General features: G+C 55.5%; 15 protein-coding genes. 1 reads left to right on the forward strand and 14 read right to left on the reverse strand.

The window, feature by feature from the left end:
* From U869_RS0103405 to U869_RS0103460, 12 genes are all read right to left on the reverse strand, one after another.
* Positions 1–1,089, reverse strand: a complete 1,089-nt coding sequence (locus U869_RS0103405; protein ID WP_025121573.1) for an acyl-CoA desaturase — start codon at positions 1,087–1,089, stop codon at positions 1–3.
* Between the two features lie 2 nt (positions 1,090–1,091).
* Positions 1,092–2,186 carry an acyl-CoA desaturase gene (locus U869_RS0103410; RefSeq protein WP_025121574.1) on the reverse strand — a complete coding sequence of 365 codons (1,095 nt, stop codon included), beginning with the start codon at positions 2,184–2,186 and terminating at the stop codon, positions 1,092–1,094.
* Positions 2,179–3,297, reverse strand: a complete 1,119-nt coding sequence (locus tag U869_RS0103415) for a sterol desaturase family protein (RefSeq protein ID WP_025121575.1) — start codon at positions 3,295–3,297, stop codon at positions 2,179–2,181. The genes U869_RS0103410 and U869_RS0103415 overlap by 8 nt, the downstream gene beginning before the upstream one ends.
* Entirely contained in the window at positions 3,294–3,911 is a 618-nt protein-coding gene (locus U869_RS0103420) for a phosphatase PAP2 family protein (RefSeq protein ID WP_025121576.1), read from the reverse strand. The genes U869_RS0103415 and U869_RS0103420 overlap by 4 nt, the downstream gene beginning before the upstream one ends.
* Positions 3,908–5,194, reverse strand: coding sequence for a F390 synthetase-related protein (locus U869_RS0103425; protein ID WP_025121577.1), 1,287 nt, complete (start codon positions 5,192–5,194; stop codon positions 3,908–3,910). Before U869_RS0103425 ends, U869_RS0103420 begins: the two co-directional genes overlap by 4 nt.
* Positions 5,191–5,997, reverse strand: a complete 807-nt coding sequence (locus tag U869_RS0103430) for an MBL fold metallo-hydrolase (protein WP_025121578.1) — start codon at positions 5,995–5,997, stop codon at positions 5,191–5,193. Before U869_RS0103430 ends, U869_RS0103425 begins: the two co-directional genes overlap by 4 nt.
* On the reverse strand, positions 5,990–7,006 hold the full coding sequence (locus tag U869_RS0103435; protein WP_025121579.1) for an NAD(P)-dependent oxidoreductase: 1,017 nt from the start codon (positions 7,004–7,006) through the stop codon (positions 5,990–5,992). The genes U869_RS0103430 and U869_RS0103435 overlap by 8 nt, the downstream gene beginning before the upstream one ends.
* Entirely contained in the window at positions 7,003–8,010 is a 1,008-nt protein-coding gene (locus tag U869_RS0103440; protein ID WP_025121580.1) for a 3-oxoacyl-[acyl-carrier-protein] synthase III C-terminal domain-containing protein, read from the reverse strand. Before U869_RS0103440 ends, U869_RS0103435 begins: the two co-directional genes overlap by 4 nt.
* 419 nt (positions 8,011–8,429) lie before the next feature.
* Entirely contained in the window at positions 8,430–9,107 is a 678-nt protein-coding gene (gene narI / locus U869_RS0103445; protein WP_025121581.1) for a respiratory nitrate reductase subunit gamma, read from the reverse strand.
* Between the two features lie 2 nt (positions 9,108–9,109).
* Entirely contained in the window at positions 9,110–9,832 is a 723-nt protein-coding gene (gene narJ / locus U869_RS0103450) for a nitrate reductase molybdenum cofactor assembly chaperone (RefSeq protein ID WP_025121582.1), read from the reverse strand.
* The gene (gene narH / locus U869_RS0103455) at positions 9,829–11,373 is read right to left on the reverse strand and encodes a nitrate reductase subunit beta (RefSeq protein WP_025121583.1); all 1,545 of its coding nucleotides are present in this window, start codon (positions 11,371–11,373) and stop codon (positions 9,829–9,831) included. Before narH ends, narJ begins: the two co-directional genes overlap by 4 nt.
* Positions 11,370–15,131, reverse strand: a complete 3,762-nt coding sequence (locus U869_RS0103460; protein ID WP_025121584.1) for a nitrate reductase subunit alpha — start codon at positions 15,129–15,131, stop codon at positions 11,370–11,372. The genes narH and U869_RS0103460 overlap by 4 nt, the downstream gene beginning before the upstream one ends.
* Positions 15,132–15,454: 323 nt before the next feature.
* Between U869_RS0103460 and U869_RS0103465 the strand changes: the two genes are divergently transcribed.
* Positions 15,455–16,405 (forward strand): hypothetical protein, encoded by a 951-nt coding sequence (locus tag U869_RS0103465; protein ID WP_025121585.1) that lies wholly within the window; start codon positions 15,455–15,457, stop codon positions 16,403–16,405.
* Between the two features lie 82 nt (positions 16,406–16,487).
* Here the strand turns inward: U869_RS0103465 and U869_RS0103470 are convergent, their stop codons facing one another.
* Positions 16,488–17,444, reverse strand: coding sequence for an NAD(P)-dependent oxidoreductase (locus U869_RS0103470; protein WP_025121586.1), 957 nt, complete (start codon positions 17,442–17,444; stop codon positions 16,488–16,490).
* A 213-nt stretch (positions 17,445–17,657) separates the two neighbouring features.
* Complete coding sequence (locus U869_RS0103475; protein WP_025121587.1) at positions 17,658–18,410, reverse strand: winged helix-turn-helix domain-containing protein; 753 nt, start codon at positions 18,408–18,410, stop codon at positions 17,658–17,660.
* Positions 18,411–18,484: the final 74 nt, after the last annotated feature.

The following is an 18,484-nucleotide window of genomic DNA, read 5'->3' on the forward strand; positions in this document are numbered from 1 at the left end:
TTAGCGCTTCCCCATCGCCCCTAAAAAACGCTGTTGCATCTGCAACAGCGTTTTCAGATCCAGGCACTGATAATCCAACCCGTATTGAGCCGCCACCTCGGCAATAATCTTCGCCAGCGCCGGGTAATGCCGATGGCTCCAATGCGGGAACAGATGATGGGTCAGATGCAGGTTGGCACCGCCCAGCCAGTAGCCAACCCATTGCGGGGTAGCCTGCCAGTCAAAGGTGGTGGAAAACAGATGTTGATACCAGCCATGCACCATCTTGCCCTGCTCGGGGGCCTGATAAAAATTGGCCTTGGCCCAGTGGGTGCCGACAATCAACATCACAAACACCAACGACGACAGCATCTGGCTCAGCAGATAGGTCAGCCAGATCGCTGTGGCGCTGATGCTTGGGGGCAGCAGCCATAGCGGGATGGCTAGCGCCAGCGTGAAATGTGTCAACTTGCTCAGTAAAAAGACGCTCCAGCCTGGTTTCCCCTGCAACATCATTTTGGGCGTCATGCGCGTTTTACCTGCCCGATCCAACCAGTCAAACAGCCAGATGTAATACGGGAAAGTCAACGCGGCCACTATCGGCCAATAGTATTGCTGCATACGCATAAAGGTTTTGCGCTGCTGGAATGGCGTTTGCCGCAGCACGCCATTGGGTTCGATATCCGGATCGTAGCCTTCGATATTGTTGTAGGCGTGGTGGAAGATGACATGGCGCACTCGCCAACAGTCCGCATCCAGCCCTAACGGAATGCTGACGACAAAGTTAAGCCAGTGGTTCAGCCGCGCCCGTTTGAAAAAGGCATTGTGCGAAGCGTCATGGACTACGTTCACCGTCAGCATCATGGCGCAGAAAATAAAGCCGACGTAGCAGCCAAAATAAGCCCAGGCGTTTTGCTGCTGCAAACTGGCAGCGTAGAAGCCCGCGCACAGCAAAATCAGCAACAACACCTTGGCGAACATCCCGCGATCGGCAAAGCGATGATCGCCCCGCCCTGCCAGATAAGCCTGGCTGCCGCGCATCAGCGCCAGATGAATGTCGCGATTCTCCCGTTGGAACGCCAAGGGTCGCAGCGGCGTGGTGTCTGGCATCTTCATTGCGGCTGCTGCCCCATCGCACGCAGGAAGCGTTGCTGCTGTTGCAACAGTTCCCGGTAGCCGATACAGCGATAATCCATGCCAAAGCGTGGCGCGAGTTCGGCCAGAATGGCGGCCAGCGCCGGGTAGTGACGATGATTCCAGCCGGGGAACAGGTGATGGGTAAGATGATAATTCAGCCCGCCGGTCAGATGGTGTAGCCAGTGTGGCGAGGTGACCCAATCGCAGGCGGTGGCAAAGTTATGCCGATACCAGCCCTGCGGCATTTGGCTGCCTTCTGGCACCGCGTAAAACTCGGCCTGCGCCCAGTGGGTTCCAAGCAGTAAGAACACCACCAGCAGCGAGGCCAGCATCTGGCTTAGCAGATAGGCGAGCAACACCGTTTGCCAGCCGATGCCGTGTTGCTGGCAAACCACCAGGGGAATAACCAGCACTACTAAAATGTGGCACAGTTTGCTGGCAATAAACACCGCCCAGCCCTGGCGCCCGGCCAGCACGCCGTCGGCCGCCAACGGGGTTTTGCCCAATCGGTCAGACCAATCAAACACCAGTGCAATATAGGGCAGCGACAAGGCAGCAATCAGCGGCCAGTAAAGGTGCTGATAGCGCATATGCGCACGCCATTGCTGGAACGGCGTCTGGCGGAAAAAGCCGTTTTCCTCGGTATCCAGATCGTAATGCTCAACGTTGGCATACACATGGTGATAGCTGACGTGTCTGGTCCGCCAATAGTCGGGATCGACCCCCAGTGGGATCGTCACCAGCCGCCCTGCCAGGCGATTCACCCAGGGAGTGCGGGCAAAGGCGTTATGTGAAGCATCATGATTGACATTGACGTTCAACAACATGCCCATCATGACAAAAGCGAAATAGCACAACATAAACGCCATCCCCTGCTGCTGCATCAGGCTGAGCAGGTAGAACCCCACGCACAGCAACAGCAGGACAACCGCCTTGATCCAACGGGCAGCATCGGCAAAGCGGTGATCGTTGCGGCCGCTCAGATAAGCGTGGGCCCGACGTTTCAGTTCACGATGAAACGCTTGCTCCCCATCCGCAGGGAAAGAGAGTGGCGGCAGCGAATCAGACATGCGCAACATCCTTCTGGCGTCCCCAGCCAGCGGCAACTGCACAGCCATGCAAGGCAATGCCGCAGGCCATCAGCCACCAGTAAGGCTGGTGCCAACCCAACGCCACCAGTAACAGCAGCGGAGCGGCCAACGCCATCAGCAGCCAGACCTTTACGCCCCAGCTGCGGCCTTCGGCAAGCCCGCCCAATGCCACCACACCTATCGCCAACAGCATAAACAGCGCTGCCTGTTCGCCGGTCAGGCCGTTGTAGCCGTAACCAAAGCGGTAAACGTAGCCCAGCACCAGGGCGAACAGCAGTAATGCCCCACTCACCATGCACCAGGCGGAACTGCGGAACTGGGCACTACTGGTGGAAGGTTTGAACGGCAGTTTGAAATAGCGTAGGAACGGCAGGTTACTGGCCCAGAACGGGTTAACCGATGACTTCTCCCCGCGTACGCCATAGGCGAAAGGCTCGGTCGGCAGTGACGGGCCAAAGGTGCCGAACAGCTTGTCCCAGAAAATAAAGCTGCCGCCAAAATTGCGGTTGGAATAGGCCAGATCGTTGACGTGATGCACCCGATGGTGCGCCGGGGTAACGAAGATTTTTTCCAGCCAACCCAGCTTGGGCGTCAGCGCGTTATGGTTAAACAGCTGAATGCTGTAATGCAGGATCGAGACGGTGATAAACACCGCAAGCGGCACACCGGCCAATGCCAGTAGCATAAAGAACGGGATTGAGGTCAGCGACGAATACCACGAGTTACGCACGCCCAGCGACAGATTGAAGTGCTCGCCCTGATGATGCACCACATGCACCGCCCACAATAGGCGGAAACGGTGATGCAACCGGTGCAACCAGTAGAAGCCAAAGTCCCACGCCAGCAGGGTAAACAGCCACACCAGCGCCACCGGCCAACTGTCTACCAGACCCAGGCTGTAATGGGTGACCACATAGCCATAGCAGAAGATCTCCAGCCCGCGGAACAGCCACAGCATGATATGTCCGGAGTTGAGGTTGAAGATCACATCATGCCAATCAACGCTGCCGCGGTTGCGCTTTTGCAGCCACAGGGCCTCGCCCAGCACCACGCACAGCATAAATATTATCGGTATCACCAGATCGGTCATTGTCGTTCTCCCTGACGAAAATCACTGACAATCCATCGAACCTGCTGGCAGGCATAGCCTACGGCCATGGCCAACAGCGCCCCACTGAGCAAATCTACCAACAGATGGCGGCGTAGTTGCAGGATCGAGAAGGCAATCGCCAGGCCCCAAATCGACAACAGTACACTGCGCCATTTTTTCCGACTATCCGCTACGGCCCATACGGCCAGTGCCGTCAAGGCTATATGCAATGAGGGTAAACAGTTTTGTTTTGAATCAATCCCAATCAATGCCGCCAGCATCGTTGAGCTGAGCGAGCTGCCCTCATCGACCGGGTAATCCATCGTCGTCGGCCACAACAAATAAATGGCTCCTGCAACCATAGCGGCAAGCTGCATCGAACTTCTCAGCCATTTGATGCGGTTTAGCGGGCACAGCAGATAGCACAGCGGGACGATCAGGAAAAAGGATAAATACAGCCAGATGGCATGTGGGCTGAAGGGGATGGCACGATCCAGCCAACTCGGCGTCAGCTGATAACCCGCCCCTTGCCAGCGATCGGTGCTGTTATAAATCAGGCCGACAAACCCCCAGCCCAGCAGCATTTGCCATAGCCGATAGAGCACCTCTTTCATTGTGCCTCCGGCAACCGCACGATGCGTCGGCGTTTGGCATCAAACTGCGGCATGATGCTCTGTGCAGTGAGCTGCCATTCCAGTTGCTGTACATCGATACCCTGCTGGATAAACAGCGTAATCAGTTGCTGCTGGCAATGCTCCAGCTCGGTTGGGCTACAGTCGGCCATCAGGTGCAGCCGTTGGCCTGCCAACTGGGTCAGGCGATAATCCGCCACGGCGGGCAATGCGTTGGCAATCACTCGGCGGCACAGGTCGGCAAAGACTCTCTGCGCCGTTCCCTGCAATCCGGGCAACAGCAGTTGATCGTCACAGCGCCCCTCAATCCGCTCCAATGCCATACTGGCCTGGCCGCAGGGGCAAGGCTCCGCGCGTCGCACCAGAATATCATCCAGCCGATAACGCACGATCGGTTGCGTACGTCGGGTAAAATCGGTGATCAGCGGAGTAAAGCGTTGTTCGTCAATCCACTGCGGTTCCACATGAATAAACTCTTCGTTCAGATGCAAGGTGCCGTGGCTACAGGTTGCAGCCAGAAAACCTTCGGTAGCCTGATAAACTTCGCCCACCTCGGCAAACACCCGCTTTAGCAGTTGGCGATCCTGGGGTTCCAACACCTCGGCCACCGAGATCACCTTTTTCACCCGCAGTTGCAACTCGCCCCGCTCAACCGCGCTGGCCAAGGCGCACAGCACCTGCGCTGGCGCAACCACGATGGTGGGCTGCTCTCGTTCAATCTGCGGCAAGTGTTCGGCAAAAGGAGCGAACAGGTCGTAAAACGTCAGGCTCAACCAGCGGTTGTTGACGCTGTGATACAGGTTATTGTCCGCACGTAAAAACAGCGCAACCCGTTCACCGGCAAACACGCCTTGCGGCAGCATTTTTGCCAGCATGCCGCCAGCCCAGATCTGCTGCTCCTGCGGGCTGACCACAAACACGCCGCGCCGCCCGGAGGTACCAGTCGATAGTCCAACGCTGTATTTGCCCACTTTCGGCGTAAAATCGCGATCGGTTTCGCTACGCCGGGCACAGGCCAGTAGCGTTTCCAGTTGCAACCCGGCGGTGTTCATCCGATCAAAGTGCGTCATCATGATCGCTTTGTCCATTTCTGGCCATTCGCTCAAGGGTAACAGACAGTATGGTCGGAAATACGGGCTATGCGCCAATACCCGGCGGGCAAAGCGTTTCAACTGGCGCGCCTGGTAGGCTTCAAGTGCAGCCCGTTCGGTGAAATGCAGCTTTTGCGCTCGCAGGTAGTGCCACAGTGTCATCAATGGGATCATAAGTCCCCCTCATGGCACAACAGGATCTCCGCCGCGCCGCCGTGATGCAGTTGGTTTAGCGCCTCAAGGGTTTGATAGTAACTGCGCGGATTATCCATGATCAGGTTCGCCAACCGCGAAGGGCCGCGTAGTTGCTGATAGTTCAGCGGTGACCAGGCGGCATCGCTTGCCAACAGCGTCCAGCCCGCGTCGGTTTGCACAAAGGCACCAATATGACCCGCAGCATGGCCCGGCAGTGGCACGATGATGATTTGCCCCGCGCTCCCCGGCAGCGCATAGCCCTGATGGAATGGGGCCAGCTCGGCAGGCAGGCTCTGTAGCGGGAATGACTCCACAAACTGCAACGCGGATTCAAATTCCTCTGGGATCAGCCCAGGCACAAACGCCCGCTTCAGGGCGGCAAAACCACGCAGTTCACGCGTTTGCTGCCAACCTTCTCCGGAGCAAATCATGTTAAGGCTGCTGAAGTCACGCAAGCCGGCGATATGGTCGGCATGAAAATGGGAAATAATCACCGCCTCAATATCACCTACACCCACGCCTCGGCTCCGCAACTGTTCGAGCAGCGCCTGCTGTGGGCTGAAATACACCGGCGTCATCCGGCTATACAGCCGGAAAATACCGTTCGACGTGTACTGCTGGAAATGGCTGGCATAACCGGTATCCCACAGCCAGCGGCGATCGCCCACCTCCAGCAGATAGGCTCTGGACGGGAATTTACAGGTTCGCATCGGCGAACCACGCAGTGCCATGCAGCCAAGGTGGGTGCAATAGCCGATTTCAAAAGTCGTGATATTAGCCATCTGCCGCCATCCCCTGCTGTTTCATCCATTGCCCGGTCAGTTCAATCCCTTGTTCCAGGCTATAGCGGGGCCGGTAGCCCAGTTCCTCTATCGCGCGGCGGTTATCCAGCGTCATATCAAAATAGGCGGCGGCCACGCTGTAGCGCGTCAACATCGGCTCTTTTTCGGTAAAATGAGACACGATTTCCATTCCCACCGCCGCCGCCCACAACAGCGGATAAGGCAGCCTCTGTACCCGATATTGCCAGCCTAGCTGTTGAGCCAGCAGTTGGTGCAGCATATCCTCCAGCCGCTGTGGCTGTTGGTTGGTAATGTTATAGATACCGCCAGAAGATAAATGTTCCCGGTTGCTGGCCAGATCCATCGCATGCACCACGTTGAGCACAAAGGTCAGATCCAGATAGGCTTTGCCGCCGCCGGGCAGGCGCAGCACACCTTTGTCACGCTGCATCTGGGCCAGGATCCTGGGGACAATAACCCGGTCATGCGGGCCAAACAGGCCACGCGGCCGCAGGATCAGGTAGGTCGTCTGCGGATAGCGATGCAATAGTCCGGCAATACTCTGCTCGGCAGCATACTTACTGGCGGCATAATGATTGGCAAACCGCCGGGCAGACTCGCCCTCGGTGAGGTTGTGATGATGTCTGAAGTCAAAATAGATCGCGGGCGTCGAGATATGGATAAAGCGCTTTACTCCACAGCGCCCGGCAGCCTTGGCGAGCTTTTCCGTGACGTAGGTATTGGCCTGAAAAAAGGCTTTGCGATCGCCCCATGGCGACGATTTGGCAGCACAATGCCAGACCACGTCATAGCCCCTCATCAGTTGCTCACACTGCTCCATCCCGGCACGGGTCAGATCCAACGGGGTAAACTTTGCGCCCTGCGCCACCAACTCACGACCAACGGCCTCATCACGCCCGGTAGCATGCACCTGATGTCCAGCGGCTAATAGCCACTCGGCCGCATTGCGCCCAAGCCCACTGGTCGCTCCTGTTACCAACACTTTCATGGCAACAGTACCATGCCACCCAGAGTCAATCCGGCCGCGGTGCCGATCAGCATCACCGGTTGGTCGGCATTCAGCCTGCCGGTGATCGCCGCCTCGTGCAGAGCGGAAGGAATTGACGCCGCCACCTGATTTCCCCGGTAACGATAGATATCCACCAACGCCTCTGGCGCAACATGCAGCCTTTTGCGCATGTGTTCCAGAGAGAGGTGGCTAGCCTGATGCGGCACCACGGTGGCGATTTGTGGCAAATATAGCCCAGCGGCGGTCAGCAAACGGCTAAGGTAGCCTTCAATCAGCGCCGAAGCCTGGCGGAACAGTTGCTTACCCTGCATATGAAACAGAAAATCGCTGTCATCCATCCCGGCGCGCGGGTTGCGGCGCGTGCCACCGGCGCGGATTTCGCACAAATCACTGCCTTCCGGATAGGTTTCCATCAGATAGGACAAAATACCGCTGCGCCCGTCACCACGTTCCACAATGGCGCAGGCGGCACCATCACCAAAAATCAGTGAGGACTCTTCATCCTTCCAATCGATGCCGCGCGAGGCAATATCGGCAGAGACGATGGCGATACGCCGGTAAACGCCGGTGTTGAGTAGCCCCGCCGCCACCTGTAATGCGGTGATAAAACTGACACAGCTGGTATTGATATCAAAGCCCGCGATCCCCGGCGCTAATCCGGCGATCTTGAGAATATGCGCGGCGCTGAAGGGTAATGCCTGGACGGAAATTGCCGAAGCCGAGATCAACAGATCGATGGAGTCGCGCGGGATGGCATGGCGAGTCAGCGCATCATCCAATGCGGCGACGGCCAGTGCAGCCTGGCTGGCCTGATGGCTGGCATGAAAGCGATGAATAATCCCCGAGCGTTTTTCTACATAGCCTGCGGGTTTGTTTAATTGCCGATCCAAGGCCGCAGATTCGATGCAGCCAGGAGGCAAGGCCGCACCTGTCGCGATGATTTTCAGCGGCAGCACGGGGTGGGACAGGTTATCAATGGTCATAGGTATTCAGTCTGCTTATCCCTAACTCGTTTGGCTAGCATCCAGCGTAATTAATGAAATTTTTTACGCTATTGTTGATCTAGCTCTTATTTAACATCAGCATAATGAAAATCCTAAAAGGAATTTTTACTGATTGATTCCGTTCGCTTAACTAACCAGGTAAAGCATGCCGTTAACCCGATGGCACAGCGTAGATCAACGCCGAAAAGAGATCTATAGGAATAAGCGCTTTGTCGTGTCATATGGGGATAAGACTGGTCAAAGCAGCCCCTCACCCTAGCCCTCTCCCACAGGGAGAGGGGACCGTTCGAGTGCATTTGAAAAGGTAGCGTCTGGCCTTGAACTTCCAAAAATGCAGGGGCTAGCAGTTCCCTCTCCCTGTGGGAGAGGGTTGGGGTGAGGGGAAATATTGCGGGGAATTAACGGCGGTTACGCACCAGTTGGTAGCGACGAGTCAGATATTCCACCGGCACGCTCCAGATATGCACCAGACGGCAGAACGGGAATATCAGGAACAACGTCATGCCGAGTACGATATGGATCTTGAAGATCGGTGCCACCCCTTCCAGGTGCTGAGCTGCCCCTGCATGGAAAGTGACCACCGCCTGCGCCCAGGCTACCAGCTTCAGCATCTCGCTGCCGTCCATATGTTGGGCAGAAAACGGGATGGTCAACAGCCCCAGGCAGACCTGCACGACCAGCAACGTCAGGATCAGGATATCCCCCACGCTACTGGTGGCGCGAATGCGCGGGTTGGTCAAGCGGCGTTTCAATAACAGCACGCCCCCGATCAACATCATTACGCCACAGGCCCCACCGGCAAACATCGCCATTTTCTGCTTCACCGCGATCGGCAGGAAGGATTCATACATCCAGTGCGGCGTCAGCATGCCGAGGAAATGCCCGGCAAAAATGCCCAGGATGCCGATATGGAACAGGTTGGAGGCCAGCCGCATGCCCTTTTTATCCAGCATCTGGCTGGAACCGGCACGCCAGGTGTATTGCCCGTAGTCGTAGCGCAGCCAACTGCCGATCAGGAAGACGGCCCCGGCGATATACGGATAGATATCGAAGAAGAAAAGCGTCAGAAAGTGCATGATTAGCGTCCTTTGGTTGCCGTGGTCATCGAGCCCACATCCAGATACTGTGGCGCTACCGCGCCCGCGAAGCGCCGCTGGTGAGCGGCCTGCTGCGCCGAAGCACAGCCTTGCTCACCCAGGAACTTGATTTGTTCCTCTTCCCAGACGGCATCCAGTGCCTGTGGCGTATCGTCTCTGGCTTCACCAGCCACCTGCGCCTCCAGACTGGTACTGGTGACGGCGGTACCGGACAGCGCCAGCAGCAGATCGAACAACACCGCATACGGGCTTTGACGTTGCTGCAAGCGAGCCCCCAACAAAGCCAGAATTGGCGCGATATCCTGCAACCCGCCCTGCGCTTGCTCTTGGTTACGGCTGGCCAGATACTCCAGGTATAACGGCAGGAAGTCCGGCAGTTCACGGCTATCAATCTCCAGCCCGGCTTCGCGGTATTGTGCCATCAAATCGACCATCGCCTGGCCGCGATCGCGGGACTCACCGTGAACGTGCTCAAACAGCAGCAATGAGGTCGCACGGCCACGATCGAACAGCTCGCAATACTCCGCCTGCACGTCCAGCAACGGGCGTCCGCAGAAGCGGCGAATAAACAGGATCAACTGAGCGCTCTGATGCAGGTCCAGTTCGCACGCCGGCTCCAGGGCTTCCACCAGCTCTTGCTGATGGTCAAACAGCGCCCGATCGGGATAATCCAGCAGGCGGGCAATAATTCGCAGAGCAATCATGAGGCATCCTCCTTGCGCGGGGTTTTCTGCGTCACGTCGATGGCATCGATGCGGCGGCTGTTAAACAGGTTGAACTTGCTGTCGCTGCCATGGCAACCGTCGCCAAAGCTGAAGTCACAGCCTTTACTTTCCGGGAAGGCTTCACGCGCCAGTTCACGGTGGCTGGACGGCACCACAAACCGATCTTCGTAGTTGGCTATCGCCAGATAACGATACATCTCTTGTGCCTGCGCCTCGGTCAGCCCAGCCTGCTTCAGCGCGCTGGTATCGACCACGCCGTCCACGGTTTCTGCCCGCTTGTAGTGGCGCATCGCCAACATTCTTTTCAAGGCCAGCAGCACCGGAGCGGTATCCCCAGCGGTCAACAGATTAGCCAGGTATTGCACCGGGATGCGCAAGCTTTCGACGTCAGGCAGCACGCCGCTATGGGCCAGTTCACCCGCATCAGCGGCTGACTGGATCGGTGACAACGGCGGCACGTACCACACCATCGGCAAGGTGCGATATTCCGGGTGCAGCGGCAGCGCCAGCTTCCAGTCGATCGCCATTTTATACACCGGCGACTGCTGCGCGGCTTCGATCACCCCTTGCGGGACACCGTCTTTCAGCGCCTGTTCAATCACCGCCGGGTCGTGCGGATCGAGGAAGATATCCATTTGGCTCTGATACAAGTCTTGCTCGTGTTCAGTAGCGGCCGCTTGCTCAATACGGTCGGCATCGTACAACAGCACACCGAGGTAGCGGATACGCCCTACACAGGTTTCCGAACAGACGGTAGGCTGACCTGCCTCAATCCTTGGATAACAGAAGATGCATTTCTCGGATTTGCCGCTCTTCCAGTTAAAGTAGATTTTCTTGTACGGGCAGCCGGTCAGGCACATCCGCCAGCCACGACATTTATCTTGATCGATCAGCACAATGCCGTCTTCGCCGCGCTTATAGATCGCACCACTTGGGCAAGTCGCCACGCAGGCCGGATTCAGGCAGTGCTCACACAGGCGTGGCAGATACATCATGAAGGTGTTTTCGAACTGGCCGTACATCGCTTTCTGCATGTTGTCGAAGTTTTTGTCCTTGGCACGCTTGTCGAACTCGCCGCCAAGGATCTCTTCCCAGTTCGGGCCGTTTTCGATCTTCTTCATCCGCTGGCCGGTGATCAGCGAGCGCGGACGGGCAATCGGTTGATGCTTGCCCTCTGGCGCGGAATGCAGATTCTGATAGTCGTAATCGAACGGCTCGTAATAATCATCCAGCGCAGGCACATCCGGGTTGGCAAAAATCTTCGACAACAGGCCAACACGGTTACCCATGCGTGGCTCCAGTTTGCCGTTGATTTTGCGTATCCAGCCGCCCTTCCACTTATCCTGATCTTCCCAGGCGTTGGGATAGCCGATGCCCGGCTTGCTTTCCACGTTGTTGAACCAGGCATATTCCATCCCTTCACGGCTGGTCCAGACGTTCTTACAGGTCACCGAACAGGTATGGCAACCGATGCACTTGTCCAGATTCAGCACCATGCCAACTTGCGAACGAATTTTCATTTGGCTTTCTCCTGCTGGCTGCCTTGTGCGTAGTCGTTACCTTCACCGTCTAACCAATCGATCTGGTCCATTTTACGGACTACCACAAACTCATCGCGGTTAGAGCCAACGGTGCCGTAGTAGTTAAAGCCGTAGGCCAGTTGTGCATAGCCGCCGATCATATGGGTCGGTTTCGGACACACACGGGTCACCGAGTTGTGGATGCCGCCGCGCTGGCTGGTGATTTCCGAGCCAGGGATATTCACAATGCGTTCCTGCGCGTGGTACATCATGGTCATGCCCGATGGGATACGTTGGCTGACTACCGCACGTGCGGTGAGCGCCCCGTTGGCGTTGAAGGCCTCGATCCAGTCGTTATCCTCAATGCCCAGATCTTTGGCATCGTCCTCACTTAACCAGACAATCGGCCCACCGCGTGACAGGGTCAGCATCAGCAGGTTATCGCTGTAGGTTGAGTGGATGCCCCACTTCTGATGCGGCGTCAGGAAGTTCAGCGCCTTTTCTTTGTTGCCGTTCGGTTTTTTATTCAGTAACGGCTGCGCGGCACGGGTGTCGATCGGCGGGCGATAAACCAGCAGGCTTTCGCCGAAGGCGCGCATCCATTCGTGATCCTGATACAGCTGTTGACGGCCGCTCAGGGTGCGCCACGGGATCAGCTCATGTACGTTGGTGTAGCAGGCGTTGTAAGAGACGTGTTCGTCTTCCAGGCCAGACCAGGTCGGGCTGGAGATGATCTTGCGCGGTTGCGCCTGAATATCGCGGAAGCGGATCTTTTCGTCTTCTTTGTTCAGCGCCAGGTGGGTGTGGTCGCGCCCGGTGATGTTGCTCAGTGCCTGCCAGGCTTTCACCGCCACCTGCCCATTGGTTTCCGGTGCCAGCGAGAGGATCACTTCTGCCGCATCGATAGCCGTTTCGATCTTCGGCCGCCCGACAGCCGGGCCTTCCGCCTTCACGTAGTTGAGTTTTTTCAGGAAGTCGACTTCGGTCTGAGTATTCCAACTGATGCCCTTACCGCCGTTACCCAGTTTGTCCAACAGCGGACCGAGCGAGGTAAAGCGCTCGTAGGTTGCAGGATAATCACGCTCAACCACCATAATATGCGGCGCGGTTTTACCTGGGATCAGATCGCACTCGCCTTTCTTCCAGTCTTTCACACCGTAGGGCTGAGCCAGTTCGGCGGCAGAGTCATGCTGGATTGGCAGCGTGACGATATCGGTCTCCTGGCCCAGGTGGCCAACGCACACTTCAGAGAACGCTTTGGCGATGCCCTTGTAGATCTCCCAATCACTCTTGGAATCCCAGGCAGGATCGACAGCCGCAGACAGCGGGTGAATAAACGGATGCATATCCGAAGTATTCATATCGTCTTTCTCGTACCAGGTCGCGGTAGGCAGCACGATGTCGGAATACAGGCAGGTGCTGGACATGCGGAAATCGAGCGTCACCACCAGATCCAACTTACCTTCACCGCCGTTATCCAACCATTCGACTTCCTGCGGTTTCACGCCGCCCTGCTGGCCCAGATCCTGGCCCTGGATGCAGTTCTCGGTACCCAGCAAGTATTTGAGCATGTATTCATGCCCCTTGCCGGAGGAGCCCAGCAGGTTGGAGCGCCAGACGAACAGGTTACGCGGGAAGTTCTGCGGGTTGTCCGGCTGTTCAGCGGCAAAGCGGACGTCGCCCTGTTTCAGGCTCTCGACGGTGAAATCTACCGGCGTCTGACCGGCCGCTTTAGCCTGAGCAGCCAAATGCAGCGGGTTGGTGTCCAACTGTGGTGCCGATGGCAACCAGCCCATACGTTCAGCACGTACGTTAAGGTCGATTAAGCTGCCGGCAAATTGGCTCTTGTCCGCCATCGGAGACAACAGCTCTTCGGTGCCGACCGTCTCGTAGCGCCATTGGCTGGAATGGTTGTAGAAGAACGAAGTGCTGTTCATATGGCGCGCTGGGCGTTGCCAGTCCAGACCAAACGCCAGCGGCATCCAACCGGTTTGCGGGCGCAGTTTTTCCTGGCCGACATAGTGCGCCCAGCCGCCTCCGCTTTGACCAACGCAACCGCAGAAGATCAGCATATTGATCAGCCCGCGGTAGGTCATGTCCATGTGATACCAGTGGTTGACGCCTGCCCCGACGATAATCATCGAACGGCCATGGGTTTTCTCGGCGTTTTCAGCAAACTCCCGCGCAATGCGGGTGATGTTATGGCGCGATACGCCGGTGATCTGCTCTGCCCAAGCTGGCGTATAGGCTTTAACTTCGTCATAGCTGTTAGCGCAGTTGGCATCATTCAGGCCACGATCCAGCCCGTAGTTCGCCAAAGTCAGGTCGTAAACGCTGGTTACCAGCGCCTGGCTACCATCTGCCAGTTGCAGGCGTTTGACCGGCAGCTTGTGCAGCAGGATTTCGTCCAGCGCCACGCTGTTGAAATGCTCGCTTTCGGCACCGCCAAAGTAAGGGAAGCCAACTTCAACCACTTCATCATGGCTGCCTAGCAGGCTGAGTTGCAGCTCAACATCCTGCTGGGCTTTCCCTTCGCGCTGTTCCAGGTTCCATTTACCCTTCTCGCCCCAGCGGAAACCGATGGAGCCTTGCGGAGCCACCAGTTCACCACTGGTTTGATCCAACGCGACGGTTTTCCACTCAGGGTTATTTTCCTGGCCTAGGCCATCGACCAAATCGGCGGCGCGTAGCAGGCGGCCAGCGGCGTAATAACCTTCGGTACGCTGCTCCAGCAGCACCAGCATCGGCATATCGGTGTAGCGACGCACGTAGTCACGGAAATAGCCCACTTCACGGTCCAGATGGAACTCTTTGAGCATCACGTGGCCCATCGCCAGCGCCATGGCGCTATCGGTCCCCTGTTTCGGGTTCAGCCACTGGTCGCACAGCTTGGCGACTTCCGCGTAGTCTGGCGTCACCGCAACGGTTTTGGTGCCTTTGTAGCGCACCTCAGTGAAGAAATGGGCATCTGGGGTACGCGTTTGCGGCACGTTGGACCCCCAGGCAATGATGTACGACGAGTTGTACCAGTCGGCGGATTCCGGCACGTCGGTCTGTTCGCCCCAGGTCATCGGCGAGGCCGGTGGCAAATCGCAGTACCAGTCGTAAAAACTCAGGCAGGTGCCGCCAATCAGCGATAGGTAACGGGCACCCGCCGCGTAAGACACCATCGACATTGCCGGGATCGGTGAGAAACCGATAATCCGGTCCGGGCCAAAGGTCTTGGCGGTATAGACGTTGGAGGCGGCGATCAGTTCATTCACTTCCTGCCAGCTGGAACGAACAAAACCGCCGCGGCCACGGGCCACCTTGTAGCTTTTGGCTTTTTCTGGGTTGGAAACGATCGAACCCCAGGCATCCACCGGATCGCTGTGCAGGGCTTTCGCCTCACGCCATAGCTTGATCAGACGTTTGCGCATCAGCGGATATTTCAGGCGGTTGGCGCTGTAGAGATACCAGGAATAGCTGGCACCACGTGGGCAGCCACGAGGCTCATGGTTTGGCAAATCTGGACGGGTGCGTGGATAGTCGGTCTGCTGGGTTTCCCAGGTAACCAGACCGTTTTTCACATAGATTTTCCAGCTACAGGAACCGGTACAGTTCACGCCATGGGTAGAACGCACCACTTTGTCGTGTTGCCAGCGGCTGCGATAGCCGTCTTCCCAATCACGGTTAGTATTCAGCGTTTGACCGTGTCCGCCAGAGAAGGGTTCGGCCAACTGCTTGAAGTAGCGGAACCGATCTAGAAATTTGCTCATCCGGAGTTCTCCTGAAGGCTCTTATCGTTGTAAGTTATAAGAAGTTGCCAAGTGACATTGCTCAATCTGCCGCCAAGGCTACTGATGCTCTGCAGGGTGTAACTTGATTGCGATCAAGGGAATCAGGGGGAGAAAACGTGGAAGAAGGCAGAAATACCACTAAAGGATAATTGGGTGAAATTAATCTATCCAATTGAAAGTAATCATTAAAAAAGTCAATAAATGAAAGAATGGTCACCTTGCCAGCCATGCGAGATATTTGGGGGTAGGTGCCGAGCCTATACCTGCTAATCTGATTAATAACCCAATTCAAGGACGAGAAAATGACCCAATGGCTGTATGTACTGCTGCTCTTTTTTGTCTCCCCGCTCTATGCAAAGTGTCATGACGTGGTGGTGGATTCAGCAGGGAGTGCCGATTTTATCCAACAAATTCAGCAGGTCACTGCCTCTGGCCGTCTCTATCTCTACTCCGCCCCCCATCCTGAGTGCCGCCTGGACACTTTCTTGATCAAGGGCGATCCGGTTCAGGCGTTTCGTGAAAGCCCGGAATATCGAGAGCAACCCCCAAGCGTAGGTGAAACGGTGTCTAAGTACCGTTACATCAGCTTTCGTGATACGCAAGGAACCTTTGTTACCGGTTGGGTACCCGCCAATCAATTAGGTCCACTCCCCTCACTGAACGCTTCCGCAAGCTGTGGTAAACAATCTGACGCCGTGCTCCAGGGGCAAGAAACCAAGCATATCCTCAGCGCAGAAAACCATTATCAGATTTCTGGTGAAGGCCGTGCGTGGTTTTACTCCGCACCCGCTGATGGATGCAAAAGCAGCACCGTATTCCTTGTTCCAGGGGATGGCGTCTCGGTCCAAAAGCAGCATGCGAAAAGCGGTTTTTCCTACGTGACCTATTACAGCCAGGATCGGCGCATTGTTCAGGGGTGGCTCAAAACAGATCGGCTTGTCACGCAACACAGTGGGGACGTATTCCGTGATGATATCGATCCAGATCCGGCGGCAAAAGCCGCGAGGCTGGTATCCCTGTTGATGAGCCTTCAGGGGCAATGCCATTTTTACGAAAGCGCTGAAGATAGCGATGATGACGAAACCTTGCTCTTGTTGCTCATTCATGAAGATCATCAGAGCCCAGGTTGCCAAGGTGGAGCCGATCCGCAAACCAGCCCAGTGGTAGGAAACGTATTCATTGGTGAAAAATCGGGGCGTATTTACATCAATGACCCCGATGACTATGACAAAAAACTCGAAATCATGCGCTAATGGCAACACTGTTGCCCAAAGGCTACGTCAGGACAAAAGTCCCCGGTGTCTAGCCACATTGTGAGCCGCCCACCAGTTTGCCTCAGTCAAATTCATGCATTACCGTTTGCTCAATCGCCTGGTTGAGCTCTACCGGGGCGACAAAATGAGACGGTTCATGGGTGGTAAATTGGGCTGTGGCACAGAACTTCCGTACCTTTGCGCGGCTGATGGCAAATTTATGGCGGCTGACCTTACCGGCAAAATCAAGGAGTGCCACACCACACATCCCTGACCAATAGGGGATATGAATAAGCTTGTCCTCTCGACCAAGAGCGCTGGTAACGCCCGCAATAAGCTGGTTCATGGTGAGATCGGGCTTATCGACATAGTTGCTGATCTGATAATCGGCCTGCCGATCGAGCACATACTCCAGGTGAGCAGCAATATTTTCGACATAGGCCATCGACTGTCTGTTGTTACCGTTGCCGATTATCACGTAACGGCCGCTGGCGATCCGCCGGCACAGGTGATAAAAATTGCCGCGATCTCCTTCGCCAAATACGGCCGTTGGGCGAACGATCGTTAGCTTGTTGCCCACGCCAGCGTGGCGCCAGACTTGATAAACAAACTCCGCCAATCGTTTTGATTTACCGAAACGATCAACGGGGGCAATGGGGCCTTCCTCACCGGTTTCCTGCTCCACCGCACCATAGACAGCCACCGACGAGGTGAAAACGATCTGCTTGATTGCCAACTCGGCTGCGACGGTGCACAGGTTACTTGCGCCTTCGACATTGACCTGATAATCAAGCGAACGGGATCTCCTTTTATCCTGACGTGTAGCCGCCAGATTGATCACGGCATCGCAACCTGCCAGCACCTGTCGCAGGCTTTCTAGCTGAGTAACATCGGCATGGTGGTACCACTGAGGAAAGCATTGGCTCTCTTTGACGTCGATGATCTTCAGTGCCAAATCACTACGGATACTCAGGCGTTTCACCAGGCGCGAGCCAATAAAACCAGAGCCACCGAGAATAGCTATTGTACGTTTACCCATTATTTTCCACCCAGTCAGTTTCCCTACTCTATTTTTCCGCATGAAAAATGCGGTCAAGGATCGCGGCTAGACTGGGCAATTCACCTTAAGGATTCAAATAACAAATAATAAAATAGTATTTCTCGGTAATTATAAAGCCAACCTAATATGAAATGGCTTAAATAACTGACTCTCTTGAGGTCCTACAACGTAAAGGGTTTAAGGTCGAAGCGGTTAAGGGACGCGGCAGCTCACACGCATTTCCTTTCCCTGCCCTTTCTGATAGATGCAATTCAACGCCTGCGGCTGGGCACTGGCGGGGAGATCTAATGACAGTACCAAACGGGCATTATTGACCAGCTCATACTGCATGGCTGGCTTGGAGCGGCTGCCTAAGGCATAAGACAACAGTGACACCGTCAGCAACAAAATAAATACTGTCAAATACTTCACTATTCGGCTCCACCGGAACGCCTGGGCCTGTTGCCCCGTGTTTTTTAATGTCGGCTTTATTGATGGATAACCTTCCGCTACCGGGAGGTTGTCGACAATTTCACCCCCCATCAGGAAAATTTCATCCGGTTCGGTATAGCTATGAGCTTCGTTAGCAAGCGGCCCCTCATTAATACCTTTAAACTGACTTCCTGACAAAATGGCATCCGCAACGGCAGGCTCCGCTTCCGATATAAAATGAAAAATCGATTTATTATCGACCTTATAGCCAAGGCGAGGAATAGTTCTGATCAGGGTATGTTCCGCATCACCCACTTTTTGGCGAATAGACTTAATCGTTTGATTTATTGTCGAGTCTGAGCAATAGGTGCCCTTCCAGATATTCTCTGTGATTTCCGCACGGCTTACCAACTCGGGTGAACGGTTAACCAGTAGAGAAAGTATCTGAAACTCTTTCCAGCGTAGTCGGGTATTTTTTCTGCCGGGTATGACCACCTCAAGATTTTTGATTTTTATTTCCCTTTCAGCGCTCATTTTTCATATCCTTTATGAATTCACAAAGCCTTCTTTGTATAGAAGTATGAAAAAATGTTCAAGGCATTAAATAT

The sequence above is a fragment of the Serratia sp. H1w genome, assembly GCF_000633355.1.
GTDB lineage: Bacteria > Pseudomonadota > Gammaproteobacteria > Enterobacterales > Enterobacteriaceae > Chania.